This window comes from Butyricicoccus sp. AM05-1, assembly GCF_003474415.1.
Lineage (GTDB): Bacteria > Bacillota > Clostridia > Oscillospirales > Butyricicoccaceae > Agathobaculum > Agathobaculum butyriciproducens.
Genome location: NZ_QUDG01000020.1, coordinates 1 through 14,336, shown reverse-complemented (window position 1 = coordinate 14,336; position 14,336 = coordinate 1). Strand labels below are relative to the sequence as shown.

The 14,336-nt window shown below is 53.7% G+C and carries 13 protein-coding genes; 6 read left to right on the top strand and 7 right to left on the bottom strand.

Annotation, left to right across the window (positions count from 1 at the left end; all coding sequences use genetic code 11):
* Nucleotides 1–115 precede the first annotated feature (115 nt).
* The 3 genes from DW088_RS15205 to DW088_RS15195 all read right to left on the bottom strand — a co-directional run bounded on the left by DW088_RS15205 (nucleotide 116) and on the right by DW088_RS15195 (nucleotide 4,016).
* A complete protein-coding gene (locus DW088_RS15205; RefSeq protein ID WP_243029992.1) occupies nucleotides 116–1,144 on the bottom strand; it encodes a sugar ABC transporter substrate-binding protein in 1,029 nt (342 codons plus the stop codon).
* Nucleotides 1,145–1,223: 79 nt separating this feature from the next.
* Nucleotides 1,224–2,099 carry a sugar phosphate isomerase/epimerase family protein gene (locus DW088_RS15200; protein WP_118361882.1) on the bottom strand — a complete coding sequence of 292 codons (876 nt, stop codon included), beginning with the start codon at nucleotides 2,097–2,099 and terminating at the stop codon, nucleotides 1,224–1,226.
* A 255-nt stretch (nucleotides 2,100–2,354) separates the two neighbouring features.
* Nucleotides 2,355–4,016, bottom strand: a complete 1,662-nt coding sequence (locus DW088_RS15195) for a solute:sodium symporter family transporter (protein ID WP_243029990.1) — start codon at nucleotides 4,014–4,016, stop codon at nucleotides 2,355–2,357.
* 307 nt (nucleotides 4,017–4,323) lie between these two features.
* Here DW088_RS15195 and DW088_RS15185 point away from each other — a divergent pair, with 307 nt between their 5' ends.
* From DW088_RS15185 to DW088_RS15175, 3 genes are all read left to right on the top strand, one after another.
* Complete coding sequence (locus DW088_RS15185; protein ID WP_118361876.1) at nucleotides 4,324–5,346, top strand: LacI family DNA-binding transcriptional regulator; 1,023 nt, start codon at nucleotides 4,324–4,326, stop codon at nucleotides 5,344–5,346.
* Nucleotides 5,347–6,043: 697 nt separating this feature from the next.
* Nucleotides 6,044–6,460: a MarR family winged helix-turn-helix transcriptional regulator gene (locus DW088_RS15180; RefSeq protein ID WP_118361874.1), complete on the top strand. Its 417-nt coding sequence runs from the start codon at nucleotides 6,044–6,046 to the stop codon at nucleotides 6,458–6,460.
* A 17-nt stretch (nucleotides 6,461–6,477) separates the two neighbouring features.
* Nucleotides 6,478–7,140, top strand: coding sequence for a YczE/YyaS/YitT family protein (locus DW088_RS15175; RefSeq protein ID WP_118361872.1), 663 nt, complete (start codon nucleotides 6,478–6,480; stop codon nucleotides 7,138–7,140).
* Between the two features lie 195 nt (nucleotides 7,141–7,335).
* Here DW088_RS15175 and DW088_RS15170 read toward each other — a convergent pair whose 3' ends face one another.
* Together DW088_RS15170 and DW088_RS15165 are read right to left on the bottom strand one after the other, a co-directional pair.
* A complete protein-coding gene (locus DW088_RS15170; RefSeq protein ID WP_118361870.1) occupies nucleotides 7,336–8,331 on the bottom strand; it encodes an ATP-binding protein in 996 nt (331 codons plus the stop codon).
* A 3-nt stretch (nucleotides 8,332–8,334) separates the two neighbouring features.
* Nucleotides 8,335–9,318, bottom strand: coding sequence for a DnaD domain protein (locus DW088_RS15165; RefSeq protein ID WP_118361868.1), 984 nt, complete (start codon nucleotides 9,316–9,318; stop codon nucleotides 8,335–8,337).
* A 654-nt stretch (nucleotides 9,319–9,972) separates the two neighbouring features.
* On the opposite strand from DW088_RS15165, the gene DW088_RS15160 reads away from it, so the two are divergent.
* The gene (locus tag DW088_RS15160; protein ID WP_110435853.1) at nucleotides 9,973–10,176 is read left to right on the top strand and encodes a helix-turn-helix domain-containing protein; all 204 of its coding nucleotides are present in this window, start codon (nucleotides 9,973–9,975) and stop codon (nucleotides 10,174–10,176) included.
* A gap of 54 nt (nucleotides 10,177–10,230) precedes the next feature.
* Here DW088_RS15160 and DW088_RS15155 read toward each other — a convergent pair whose 3' ends face one another.
* A complete protein-coding gene (locus DW088_RS15155) occupies nucleotides 10,231–12,354 on the bottom strand; it encodes a polyribonucleotide nucleotidyltransferase (protein ID WP_118361866.1) in 2,124 nt (707 codons plus the stop codon).
* A gap of 334 nt (nucleotides 12,355–12,688) precedes the next feature.
* Nucleotides 12,689–12,955, bottom strand: a complete 267-nt coding sequence (gene rpsO / locus DW088_RS15150; protein ID WP_110435855.1) for a 30S ribosomal protein S15 — start codon at nucleotides 12,953–12,955, stop codon at nucleotides 12,689–12,691.
* 876 nt (nucleotides 12,956–13,831) lie between these two features.
* Between rpsO and DW088_RS15145 the strand changes: the two genes are divergently transcribed.
* Nucleotides 13,832–14,071 carry a hypothetical protein gene (locus DW088_RS15145; protein ID WP_118361864.1) on the top strand — a complete coding sequence of 80 codons (240 nt, stop codon included), beginning with the start codon at nucleotides 13,832–13,834 and terminating at the stop codon, nucleotides 14,069–14,071.
* Nucleotides 14,068–14,336 (top strand): hypothetical protein (locus tag DW088_RS16135; protein ID WP_207663038.1); only part of this gene is annotated, 269 nt, incomplete at its 3' end. The genes DW088_RS15145 and DW088_RS16135, both read left to right, overlap by 4 nt.

The window sequence follows — 14,336 nt, the reverse complement described above, 5'->3', positions numbered from 1 at the left end:
CAGCCTACAACGCCAATTTTCAAAATGCCCATTGGAATTCTCTCCTTATAGAAACGTGATTTTTTAATAGATACGCTGCACTTACTGCCGCAAGTGCAGCGCATGGTATTACGGTTTACTGTGCAACTGCCTTGCCGTCCATCTGGCTCTTGAGGGTTGCCATGTAGTCCTCGGCGGTGGTGCTGTCGATGACCTTGGTGCCGCAGTCAACAAAGCTGTCTACCTTTTCGCCGTTCAGATGTGCCACAACGGTCTTAACCGCCTGATAGCCCTGATCGTAGCCGCTCTGTGCAACGGTCATGGTCTCGCCGCCATCGAGGATGGACTGTGCTGCGGTGATATTGCCGTCAAAGCCGATGAAGATGGTCTTTGCATAAGCCGGATTGTTCGCTGCTGCACGCGCTGCCGCGATTGCACAGTCGTCATTGTGGCATGCAATGATAGCCAGACCCTCCGGATGGCTCTGCATGATGCCTTCCATGCAGACGGTTGCCTTGTCCGCTACCGCATCAGCATACTGCACCTCGTCTGCGAGGAACGTGCCGCCTGCGCCGTCAATGCCCTCCTGAAAACCGGTGCGGCGTGCATCGGCGGTGGAGTCACCCTGAACACCCGCAATATAAGCTGCTTCGATCTTATCCCAGCCTGCTGCCTTCGCCGCCTCGACAGCCTTTTCGCCGCCGCTTGCCGCTGCATCCTTCTGGCCAATGCCGATGAACGAAATCTTCTCCGGTGCATTAAAGTCCGTGTCGATTGCGAAGATGGGCATATCCGTGCCGCTTACCAGCGTGGAAGCCATGTCGCCCTGCAGCGGTGCGATAATCATCGCGTCATACTTGTTGGCGTGCAGATCGGTTTCGATCATGTTCTGCTGCTCGTCATAGGCGGTTTCCGAGGTCGCGCCCTTCATGTCGAGCACTGCGCCGGTCTCGGCCGCCGCTTTTTCAGCGCCTGCCATCATGTACTGGGTGTATTCGTTCGAGGTGGTCTTGAACACGATGGAAATGTTGTAATTGCCATCGCCGCCCTCAGCCTGAGAGCCGCTGCCGCCGGTGGAATCGGAGGATGAGCCGCAGCCTGCGAGCATGGATGCCATCAATGCGGAGGAAACAAACAGTGCGCCGATTTTCTTCAGATAGCTCATAATAAATTCTCCTTTACAGATCAAAAAAATGTGATAAATGCTGGGGAATATGCTGTGAGATACTGCTGATTTTACGATATTAGAACTGTGCGTATTTTTCAACGTGTGCACGGGTGACTTCTGCGGACTTCTTTACGTTCTCCTCCTGCGACATCTCATAGTATGCCGGACGGAAAATCTCGATGGTGCAGCAGTCGCCGTCAAAGCCAATCTTCTTGAGGGTATCTGCGTAGCGCGCATGCGGCAGGCAGTCGCCCTCGGCACCCGGCCACAGACGCTTCTCGTCGTTGTTGTAGTACGCGCCGCAGGGCATATCCTCGGTGCCGTTCAGGTGCCATACGAAAATCTTCTTGCCGTCCGCATTTTCGAGGGTATCCCAGCCGGAGCCCATTGCGTAGAAGTGGTACTGATCGAGCGTTACACCAACCAGCGGGCTGTTTACTTCCTCAACGATTGCGTAAGCGTCCTCGAAGCGGTTGATGGTCATGGACGGCTCGCCGCAGAACTCAAGGCTCAGGCGGATGCCGTGCGGCTCGCACTTCTTAACCATTTCCTTGAGAACAGCAACTGCATCCTCGCGGATCTCCTTGCGGGTCGGGGTCAGGCCGCGCTCCTTCATGTCCTTACTCGGTACGACAACGATCATCTTGCAGCCGAGGATGTTGCAGCGGCGGATGATCTCGTCCAGCTCAGCCATCACGGCGTCCTTTTCCTCCTGCGTCTGCTTCATGTTGAAGAAGCACAGCGCATTGTAGGAGAGCATCTTGAGGTGGTGGCTCTGGAACCATGCGCCCATCTCCTCGAGGGTGATCTTGCCGGCTTCCAGATCGCGGTTCAGGCACTCCGACTGAATGTCAATGCAGTCGAAGCCGTACTTCTCGCACAGCTCGAGGTCCATCATAACACTGTGGTTCTTGCAGAAACGGTCATTTGCTTCATTAAATCCGAGTTTCATGGTAATTGTTCTCCTTTTCTTTTCTCAATTAGGTTCTTGGTTAGACTTTAGGCAATACCGCATAATTGGACAAGAGCGATTTGCGAGTAAATTTTGCGTACTGACGAGGCGCGGTTTTGCGGTAATACTTGATGTATTACCGTGAAATCTCGGCAGCGCGGACGGAACTCGCGCAAGGAACCGAAGCCAAAGTCAGGGCACAAAATTTCCGCAAAGCGCCGCAGTTTTAATTGTGCGGTATTGCCTTTATTATACTCATGCGGCAATGCCGATGGGCGAAAACAGAATGTAGATGCCGATCGCCAGAATGATACCGATGATACATACGATATGGCGATACTTCCACGGGGTCAAATCAACTGCGCCGACATCGGCCGGAACATATTCTTCTGTGCCGCGGTATTTGCTCAGATACCACATGATGGCAAATTCAACGACGAACAGCACAGCGATGGCGTACAGATAATGAATTGGCTCACCCGAGGTGGGGTAACAGGGCTTGATGATCATAAACGCGCCGTAAGCGATAACGTGAACAGCGGTGATGACCTTGGGCGCGTACTTCGGTGCCTTGCGGAAGATCAGCGCGCCGAGTACGGTGAACAGGATCGGCAGGGAAACGAACTGGCTCATAGAGTTGAGGAAGGTCGTGATGCCCTGTGCGAACATAACGAACGGTGCCACGCAGATAGCGACTGTACCGGCGCAGGTGCCGTAGATCTTGCCGACCTTGACACACTGCATATCCGAAGCCTTCGGATTGATGGCGGTGCGGTACAGGTCGAGGGTAAACATGGTCGATGCGGAGTTGAGCACCGAGTTGAACGAGGACAGGATCGCGCCGAACAGAACAGCAGCGAAGAAGCCCATGACCGGCTTGGGAACAACGGCGGAAACCAGTGCCGGATAAGCAAAGTCGATCGCGGAGGAACCGGCCGCCGCCAGTTTGTCCTGAATGGACGGCAGGTGGTAAGCGATAACGCCCGGCAGTACCAGATAGAAGAAGCCGATGGTCTTGAGGAAGCCGCAGTAAATTGCGCCCTTCTGGCCTTCCTTCAGGCTCTTTGCAGCAAGTGCGCGCTGTACAAAGGACTGATTCGTGCACCACCAGTACAGATTGTTGAAGAACATTCCCGTGAAGATGAGCGGCCACGGCAGAGCCGGTTCAGCAGCATCCCACGAAGCCCATGCGTTGAGCTTTTCGGGTTCGGTTTGTACGAGGTACTTGACACCTTCTACGAGACCGCCGCCGGTGGTCTCGTGACCCAGCAACGTCAGCGCGAGGAACGGAATCATCAGGCCGCCGATGATAAGGCCGATGCCGTTGATGGTGTCGGATACGGCAACCGCCTTCAAACCGCCGAAGATGGCGTAGCAGCCGCCGATAATACCGATAACGACACACAGAATCGCAACTGCTGTGAACTTGCTGATGCCGAAGATACCGGAAATATCGAAGATATTCTCAAATACAACTGCACCGGAGTAAAGGATGACCGGCAGATTGAGGATGGAGTACATCACAACGATGACGAACGAGAACATCAGCTTGGTGCCGCGGCCAAAGCGTGCCTCCATCAGCTGCGGGATGGTGGTCGTGCCCATTTTGAGGTAGGTCGGCAGGAACCACAGCGCCAGCGCAAACAGCGTGAACAGCGCGCCAACCTCCCAGCCAATCGGGCTCATATTGGAAGCCCAGCCCTGACCGTTTGTGCCGACAAGCTGTTCTGCGGACAGGTTGGTCAGCAGCAGCGAGCCTGCAATGACAATACCCGGCAGCCCGCGCCCCGCGAGGAAGTATCCCTCGGCGGTGTCGAGCTTGTCATCTCGGGTCTTCCACGCTGAAATGACTGCCACCATGACGGTGAAAAACAGGAAGCTCAGCGCGATCCAGATCATGGAACTGAAAAATGACATTTTGTTTCTCTCACTCTCTTTTGGGGAATTTTTCGGTTTTGTGAATGGCCTTGTTCACTTGACAATCACAGAATATCACAGTGGATTTCCGGTTGCAATAGCTTGGGCGCACTATCATTTATCCGTGCATTATATCGTGATTGTGCATATTAAGATTGCGAGTGTTTATGATATTATGCACAAAAATAGCGCTATCATTGTATCATTGGAGATGTGCGGCACAACATTTTCGTGCAGATGTAACATCTGGTGCACGGCTGTATTTTATGATATAGTATAAGTACAGATAACGCAGGAGAGTGATTTTATGGTAACGATGCAGCAGATTGCTGACCGCTGCGGGGTGTCGCGCGGAACGGTGGACCGCGCCCTGCACCACAAGGAGGGCGTGCGCGAGGAAGTCGCGGAACGCATCCGCGCGACGGCGCGTGAAATGGGTTATATCTCAAACCGCCTCGTCATGCAGCAGACGCAGCAGTGGAAGATCGGCGTGGTGCTCCACTCCGACCATTCGCCCTTCGTGCAGATGCTGTGCGAGCTGTTCGAGAGCTTTTCCGAGCGTGAGCTTCTCCCGAACATCACGGTCATTGTGCGCGCGATGCAGGACACGGATGTGCAGCATCAGCTGACGCTGATCGATGAGCTGGTAACGACCGAGCACATCGACGGCCTCGCGCTCATGCCGCTCGCGAACACGCTCGTGCGCGACAGGATAAACACGCTCAGTGAGCAGCAGGGCATCCCTGTCGTGACGCTCAACACGGATATCACCGATGCGAACCGCATCGCCTATGTTGGCACGGACAACATCGCGAGCGGCCGCGCCGCCGCTGCGCTGCTCGGCATGGTCATGCAGGGGCACGGCAGCGTGCTGCCGATTCTGGGGCAGCGCAGCGGTCACTATGCCGACTCGCAGCGTTTTACCGGCTTCAGCACCGAAATGGCGGAGAGTTTTCCGGATATCCGGGTTCTGCACCCGGAATGCTCGTTTCTCGACGAAAGCCTTTCCGAGCGCATCGCTATGCGCGCCATTCAGTCGGACAGCGAGCTGCGCGGCATCTATCTGACCTCTGCAGGACGGGAGGGCGTTTACCGCGCCGTGCACGCCGCACACCGCAGCGAAAAGCTGCACATCGTCGTTCACGATGTCACCGAGGGCAACATCAAAATGGTAAAAAACGGTACGGTCGATTTCATCATCGGGCAGGACGTCAAAACACAGGGCACGCTCCCGATCCGCCTGCTCTACGACTACCTCGAGCGCCACCAGTTCCCCAGAGAGCGCATGAATATGACGGATATTACGATTAAATTCCGCGGGAATGTGTAAAAATTCATGCTATTTGCAAATAGATTGCAAGGCTATAAAAAGAGCGTATAGCAATTTCAAGCTATACGCTCTGAGACTGTCGAAAAACTTCGTTTTTCCGACAATCTGTGTTTTGACTTCGCAAAACACGGACGTCCGAAAGTTCCCATTCGGAAACTTTCTCCCTCTTAAAGTATAAAAACCGAGGTACACGCCCCCGATTTTTATGAATTTGCTTTGCAAATTCTATTAAATGCGTGCTACCGCACGAAGCGTAAAAATTAAAATAATACTTTTTTGACAGATTGAGAGCGTATAGCAAGTTCAAGCTATACGCTCCTGTTTTATTTTATCAATAATAAACGAACATTTTTAGCATACACTTGTTTCGGGAAAACTACGGTATTTTGCATGATATGCAAGCAAAACTTGCTGTATTCGTCTTTAACATTCAAAGTTTGGCGAGATTGCTGAAACCGAAAATGCTTCAAAATTCGGAGTAAGAAACCTTGGCAGCTACCCTCTTGTACGCCTGCGCCGCGCAGGCGCAGAATCGTTAAAACAGCGTAAAGTTATATCTAATGATAATATAACGAAAAGTAATCTATAATAAAGAAATAAAATATAACAAAAAGTATAAAAATGCAATTTGACAATCCGAACTCATGGGCATATAATTAGAAAGCAAACTGTTTGAATTAGAACAAAGGAGAACGCAATGGAATTTTCCACCCATTACCTGCTCATGGCTGACCATGCCATGCTGCAGAAACTTGTCATGTCGCGCATCAAACCGCTCGGTCTGACCACCGGCCAGCCTAAAGTGTTGGACTTTCTGCAGGATCACGACGGCGCCATGCAAAAGGATATCGCCCAGGGCTGCCATATCGAGCCGTCCTCGCTTTCTACCATCCTCGGGGGAATGGAACGCGCCGGACTGCTCGAACGCAGCACACGCGACGAAAACCGCCGTACGGTGTATGTCCGCCTGACCGACCTCGGCCGGGAACAGTGCCGCCGCTTGAATGATATCTTTGCCGCCGCAGAAGAGGAGGCGCTGCGCGGCTTCTCACCGCAGGAGATGCAGCAGTTAAAGGCTCTGCTTGAACGCATTTATCGCAATCTAAACAACTAAAAGGGGATAAAATAGGCATGAAAGGCTCTAAACTCGGTATTCGGCTGCTGTATTACTTCGGCGGCTTCTTCGTCATGACTATCGGCATTGCACTGTCGGTCAAGTCAAATCTCGGCGTGTCGCCGGTCAGCTCCATCCCATACACCATGACCTGTGTCTGGGGCATTGAGATGGGCGTTGCGACCGTCATTTTTTACGTCATTCTGGTCATCCTGCAAATGCTGCTGATGCGCCGCCGCTTTGAATGCAAAAACCTGCTGCAGATTCCGGTCGGCATGGTGTTCGGCGCATTCACGACCACCTGCAACACGCTTGCGGCGATGTTTCCCTCGACGGACAACCTGATTATCCGTTTGCTGATGTGCTGGATTGCCACTGTTTTCGTTGCAATCGGCATCTTTTTCTACGTTCCGGCGGACATTATGCCGCTGGCCGGTGAAGGCGCTATGCTGGCCATCTCCACGCTGACCGGTAAGCCGTTCCCGACCGTCAAAATTGCGTTTGACGTGTCCATGGTCATCATTTCGCTCATCACCTGCCTGATCTTCCTGCACGGATTGGGCAGCGTTGGTATTGGTACGGTTATCGCGGCGCTGCTTGTCGGTATCGAGCTGCGCATGGTTACGCATCGGTTTGGTTGCTGGCGCGATAAGCTGCTCGGCAAACAATCCGAAATCTGAGGCAACACCGTACAATTAAACTGCGGCTCCTTGCGCAGGCTCCGGTCGCGCTGCCGCATCTTTTTGCAATACACAAAGTATTGCTGCAAAGCCGCGCCTAATCAGCACGCAAAATTCCTCGCAAATCGCTCTTGTTCAATTATGCGGTGTTACCTAAAAATCCCTCTCTTTCTCGCAAAAAAGAGAGGGATTTGTTTATGTTCTGCGCATTTTCAGCAGCCGGATGTCATCGCCGAAGAACCGCAGCGGCAGGAACTCGCCGAGCAGGCGGGAGGCCACGGCAGGCGAGTATTTCTCGCTGAGCGTTTCCGGCAGCAAGTTGGTGTTGATGATCATGGGGCGCTTAGCCATCAGGCGGTTGTTGATCAGGTTGTACAGCGCGGAAACCGTGAAGGCGGTACCCATTTCGGTGCCCATATCGTCGATAATGAGCAGATCGGCGCGCTCGTAGCGTGCAGCGCGTTCTGCGGCGGCTTCGCCGTCACCGGAGCCGAATTTGATGGTCTCATACGCGGCCACAATGTTGATGGCGGTGTCGTAGGCCACGGAAAATCCGCGTGCAGAGACCGCCTCGGCAATGCAGGTAGAGAGAAAGGTCTTGCCCAGACCGGTCGAGCCGAACAGCAGCAGATTGGGGGAATCCTTGCTGAATTTTGCGGCATAAGCCTTGCATTCGCCCAGATTATATTCCATATTTTCGCGCGGCGAAATACCGCTGCGGCCATCCGGGCGGGTGGAGTAAAAGCTCATGTCGAACTTGGAAAAGTTCTGATCGGCAATCGGTAGCACCGAGGAAAGCTGCTCCTTGAGCAGCTTGGCGTAGCGCGCCTTGACGCACTCGCAGGTCGCACTGCCGGCGTAGCCGGTGTCGCCGCATTTTGAGCACAGCGGCTTGTCGGTCAGATAATCGGCGGGAAGTCCAAGCTGCCGGAGCAGATCGCCGCGTTCCTCCTGCAGACCGAGATTGCGGTCGCGCAGCTTTTCGATTGCAGCAGTCGGGTCTCCGCCGGACTCCATTGCGGCCCGCAGAACGGACGCTGCTGTGGTGCTCAGCTCGCGGTCGATTGCGCGGATACGCGGCTCGCGTGTGTAAATATCACGCCGGCGCGCTTCCAGCTCCTCGGTGTGAGCCGTGCGCTCGCGTTCCAGCTCGCGCCGTGCGGCGGCGAGCAGTTTTTTATCGTATGCCATAGGTTATTCCTCCGTGTTGCGGCGATGACTGCGCACGCGTGCAGCCCAGTCCTGCTCCCAAGCGGCGAGTGTGGCGCTGTCGGTCGGCTGTGCGGGTGTCTGACCGACGGCGGCAGGCACGGCAGACGTGCGGGTTTCCGGCTCGAGAGCGGTGATTTCGCTGACCGTATGTACGCCCGCATTGTCCCATCGGCGCAGAATGCCGAGCGTGTAATCCAGACTTTTGTGTCCCTGCTTTTGACCGGTGCGGTGCACCGCCAGTTCCACTGCGTCGGCAGGGAAGCCGTGCGCCAGTGCAAAGCGGCAGACGCGCTGCTCCTTGGGCGCAGGCTGCTCGGTATCCGCACCGAGTGCACGGTAGATCGCCTCGCTGAGCGGTTTTTCGTCCGCACGGCGTGTCAGGTACTGCTGGGCCGCCTGCGCGGTGACAATGCCCATATCGGCCCACTGGTTGGCTTCGCGGCGCAGATCGGTCGTGCGGACCGTGCCCTTTTCGCTTTTTAGATAGCTGAGCAGCTCAATCGTTGCGCCTGCGTCCAGACCAAGATAGTCGTAAATTGTCAGCAGACAGCGTAGCTGACCCTCGGTCAGCGCACGGCCTGTAATGCCCTCTGCTGCGTCACAAAGGCCGGAGAAAGTCTGGTCATCCAGACGGGCACGGCGCAGCTCATCGCCGGTGTAGCGCGGCGCTTCGGCGGATTTGTCGGTTGCTGCTTTGGTTTTTTCCGTCGGCGCGATCAGGTTGTTGAGCGTAAATGCCGCACGTTCGTAGCGGTCGGCGCTCAGACGCAGGGCGCGCGCTGCAGCGGAGCCATCCGTGCCGCCGTGCCGCAGGATATAAAGATACAGCAGCGCCGCATCGCCGTCGCCGACCGCGATCAGCTTGTCAAGCATGTCGCAGCGTGCTACGCGCAGTTCGCCCTCGGGCAGCAGCACAGAGGTCATGGGCTTGTCCTTCTTTCCGGTGGATTTTGGTGTACCCCTCATTATAGCATAAATCCCTCTTCATTTGAAGAGGGAAGAATTGTACGGCTATAGGTAAAATCGAGGGAAACATCAGTTTTCGGCGCAGCCAGTACAACGGCCCGCGGTTATTCTCTCACCATACCTTAGCAGAGCATCTGTGAAGGAGGTGAGTGCGATGGTTGTAACGTATGGAGAATTGTTCCGGTTACTTACCTTTCTTGTCGCTTTTGCGTCCTTGTTGATTCAAGTAAGCAAAAAGAAATGACCGCCCTACCTCACAAGTATGCGGTCAATTTCTTTTGACTAAAACGTGAGAGAGTAACCGTCAACCGGCTGCGCTCTTTTTCTATCTTCATTATAGTAGTTTTAAGGGGAAAGTCAATATGGTTTATTTGCGTGATTTACGGTGATTATCATCATATAAACCGAGATACTGCCGTCGAATTGTCCGCTTACGCAGGCAAATCACGGTTCGGCGAAGCTGACTGCAGCCTTCGCAAATATCTTTGCTCCAAGAGAGTGAAACATCCCATTTGGTATAGCAGGTGCCCTCCAGACGGTTGAGACAATCCAGACAAAATTCAGCCATAAGCTCACCTCACACACATTATACTCAATATATTAGGCATAGTCAATATATTAGGTCGTGTTATGTTGTGCGTGAGGTGATCGTACATGATCAGTTACGCTCCGTTTTACCGGACGCTTTTAGAAAAAGGCGTTACAGAATACCATTTAATTTACAAACAGGGCTTTTCCGCCAATATTCTGCACCGCATGAAGCACGGTAAAACAATCACACTGAAAACGCTGGATACATTGTGCTTTATCCTAAACTGCAGTGTTTCGGACATTATCGAGTATATCCCGGATGAATAAAAAGGCTTCGGAGCATCGCTCCGAAGCCTTTTTTCTATTTCAGCCGAAATTCAATTACAGAATCTTCTCTTCCGGCTTAACATCCTTCATAGACAGGTTTACACGGCCCTTGTCGTCGATCTCCATGACCTTGACCCAAACCATGTCGCCTTCCTTGACAGCGTCCTCGACCTTCTCGATGCGGTGGTCAGCCATCTTGGAGATGTGAACCATGCCGTCCTTGCCCGGCAGCAGGTTTACGAATGCGCCGAAGTTCATCAGACGAACGACCTTGCCGTAGTAGATCTCGCCCGGCTCCGGCTCCTTGACGATCGCTTCGATCATCTTCTTCGCCTTGTCTGCATCGGTAGCCTTAACGGCAGCGATGGTAACGGTACCGTCATCCTCGATGTCAACCTTTGCACCGGACTCAGCAACGATGTTCTGGATTACAGAGCCGCCCTTGCCGATAACCTCGCGGATCTTGTCCGGATTGATGTGCATGGTGGTCATCTTCGGTGCCCAGTCGGAAACGTCCTCACGCGGCTGCGGGATAGCCTTGAGCATGATCTCGTCCAGAATGCCGTAGCGGGCTACGCGGCACTTCTCGAACGCCTGCTTGATGATGTTCGGGGTCAGACCGTCAACCTTGATATCGACCTGAATAGCGGTGATGCCCTTCTTGGTGCCTGCTACCTTAAAGTCCATATCGCCGTAGAAGTCCTCGACGCCCTGGATATCGGTGAAGGTGGTCTCCTGACCGCCATCGGTGATCAGACCGCAGGAAATACCGGCAACCGGTGCCTTGATCGGAACACCGGCATCCATCAGAGCCAGCGTGGAACCGCAGACAGAGCCCTGAGAGGTGGAACCGTTAGAGGAAATAACCTCGGAAACCAGACGCAGCGCGTACGGGAACTCGCTTACCGGCGGGATAACCGGCAGCAGAGCGCGCTCAGCCAGAGCACCGTGGCCGATCTCACGACGGCCGGGACCGCGGGACGGACGGGTTTCGCCAACAGAGAAGGACGGGAAGTTGTAGTGGTGGATATAACGCTTTTCCTTCTCCTCGAAGATGGTGTCCAGCTCCTGCGCATCGCCCAGAGTGCCCAGGGTGCAGAGGGTCAGAACCTGGGTCTGACCGCGGGTGAACATACCGGAACCGTGAACGCGCGGCAGAACGTGAACCTCGGCAGCCAGCGGACGAACCTCTTCCATGCCGCGGCCGTCTACGCGCTTGCCGTTTGCCAGCCAGCGGCGAACGATCTTCTTCTGCAGCTTGTCTACGCACTCGCCAAGATTAGCGCCGTGCTCTTCCTTGTACTCCTCGTCCAGAGTTGCTTCAAACTCGTCAACGATGGCGCGCACGCCGGCGTCACGGACGGTCTTGTCGTCGGTATCCATAGCAACCTCGAACTTGTCATTGCAAGCTGCCTCGAGCTTGTCAAACAGGTCGTGGTCGATGTCATGATGCTCATACTCGAACTTCGGCTTGCCGATCTCGTCCTTGATGGACTGGATGAATGCGCAAACCTTCTTCAGCTCCTCATGTGCTTCCATGAGTGCGTTGAACATATCGTCCTCCGGAACTTCCTGTGCACCGGCCTCGATCATAACGATCTTGTCCTTGGTAGCACACAGGGTAACGTCCATCTCGGATACCTTGCGCTGCTCGGAGGTCGGGTTGATAACGGTCTTGCCGTCAACGATGCCAACCTGGCAGCCGGCTACAACGTAGTCAAACGGAATATCAGAGATAGAAACTGCGATGGAAGCGCCCAGCAGAGCAACTACCTCCGGAGAGTTGTCGTAGTCGTTCTCCAGAACGGTGCAGACGATGGAGACGTCGTTGCGCAGGTCCTTCGGGAACAGCGGACGCATCGGACGGTCGATCTGACGAGAGGACAGGATCGCCTTCTCGGACGGACGGCCCTCACGGCGCATGAACGAGCCGGGAATGCGGCCTACTGCGTACATACGCTCCTCAAAGTCAACGGAGAGCGGGAAAAAGTCGATGCCGTCACGCGGCTTAGCGGATGCGGTAGCGGTAACGAGAACAGCGGTCTCGCCGTAGCGAACCAGGCAGGAGCCGTTAGCGAGCTGTGCCATCTTGCCGGTCTCGACGGTCAGCTTGCGGCCGGCAATCTCGGTCTCAAAAACGCGGTAGTTTTTGAAGTCAAAGTGGTTGATGTTTGCCATTTTGTTTCCTCCTTTAATCGTTTGGGGAGGGCGGCAGCAGCTTTTTTAGCACTTGAAACAAAAACCAAGCGGAATGGAAAATGGAGAATGCAGAATTGCTGTATTGCGCACTGCGCGATAATTGAATAAGCGCGTAGCGCAACCAGCGCAGCGCGGACGGAACTCGCGCAAGGAGAGCGCTATTTTCCATTTTCAATTCTCAATTCTCAATTTTCAATTCCGGATCATGCTCTGCATGATTTGGTCTCTCTTTCAACTGCTAAAAAGCGATAATGCCGCCCAGCTTAAAATACAGAAACAGGGGAGCAGACTGCTCCCCTATTTTCGCATTTTCTTACTTACGGATACCCAGCTTAGCGATCAGGGCACGGTAACGGTTGATGTCCTTCTTCTGCAGGTAAGCCAGCATAGAACGACGCTGACCAACCATCTTCAGCAGACCGCGGCGAGAGTGGTTATCCTTCTTGTGTACCTTCAGGTGCTCGGTCAGCTCCTTGATGCGGGCGGTCAGGATTGCAACCTGAACCTCCGGGGAACCGGTGTCGGTAGCGTGGGTACGGTTTGCCTCGATAACGGCAGTCTTGTCTTCCTTACGGATCATGTCGGTAGTTCACCTTTCATAAATAAAATTTTACTCACCCACAGGCCGGGCCGCGGCTTGGTGAATGGAGGCGATAGGAACGCTCCCTTTGTCCGTCAGCTAAGCGCGGGGCGAAAGTATATTTATATTACCATGAAAATGACTGTTTGTAAAGCGATTTTCGCGGATTTCAGCATAAAATCTCGAAAGCAGACGCGCGTTTGACGAAAAAACAGGCATGTTTTTGTACAAGTTGTCAGTTTCTGCGGAATGCTGCTGCGTGAATTGTCGGATTGTACAATTATGAATGAATTGTAAATGCGATTTTGGCACATTTGAATCTTGTCCGGCGAGAGGCAGAGTGCTATAATTACTACCATCATCGGTGGAGGGCTTGAGAGTTCTTCTCGCTCGCTGCCGTTTTTATTTATTGCTAAGAAACGCGACGGGGCGGTGCAGCAGCGCGGCCTGATGTCGCGTTTTTATTCGTTTTGGGGTGCTTTTTCCGAACAGGAAAAACGGGGTCGCATACCTGTTTTCTGTGGGTGCTAACCCTCAGCCTGGGGGCCAAAAGGATAGACACCAAGGTTTCTATCCTCTTGGGACTACGGTTTCCTTTATTTCTTAGTCTGGCGAAAATCGGAGAGCGGCGACCGCTCCGAAAGAGGGGAACGGCAGAGAATCTTTTTTACCGTAGGGGCGCACATTGTGCGTCTTTTTTCCGTTCTGCACAAACAAAACCGCGCGCCTATGGCGATTTTCCACAAACAGAGGAACACCAAACTTTGTGAAAAAACGCCTTTGCGGAAAAATTCTGTTTTCAGTATAATAAATATGTAAAAACGACTGTGTACATTGTTTTTTGCGTATTTCATCAACAAAACAGGAGGAATTGACATGAAGCGGATTAAGGCGGCGTGCATTTATCAGACCCTGCATTTCCAGCTGAAGGAGGATTTGGAGCACAGTATTGCGGTGCGCCTGGTGCGCGAGGAAGTCGAGCACTACAAGCAGGCACTGGAGCGCAACCGCACGCGCTATAAGATCGTAGACGAGGCGGAGCAGGAGGATGGTTCGGTAGTCATTCTTATCATCAAGCAGTACAACCGGAGTCCGGTAGGCGATTATCTGGATTGAAAAGAGCCTGTCTGCGCTGCAGACAGGCCCTTTCTCTTTATTTTATGTCGAAAAAAAGCCGCAGAGCAATGCTCTGCGGCTTTTCTTATACAATCAGAAGCAGCGTGCTGCGCTTTCCGCGGGCATGGCGGATATTGCAAGCGGGGCTCCAAAACCCGCCGCAAACCGGGAGGTCGCAGGCAGTACGGCGCTTCAAAAAGCAATCAGATGATTACTTAGACTCCTTAGCAGCCTTGATTGCGTCGATCATCATCGGAACAACCTT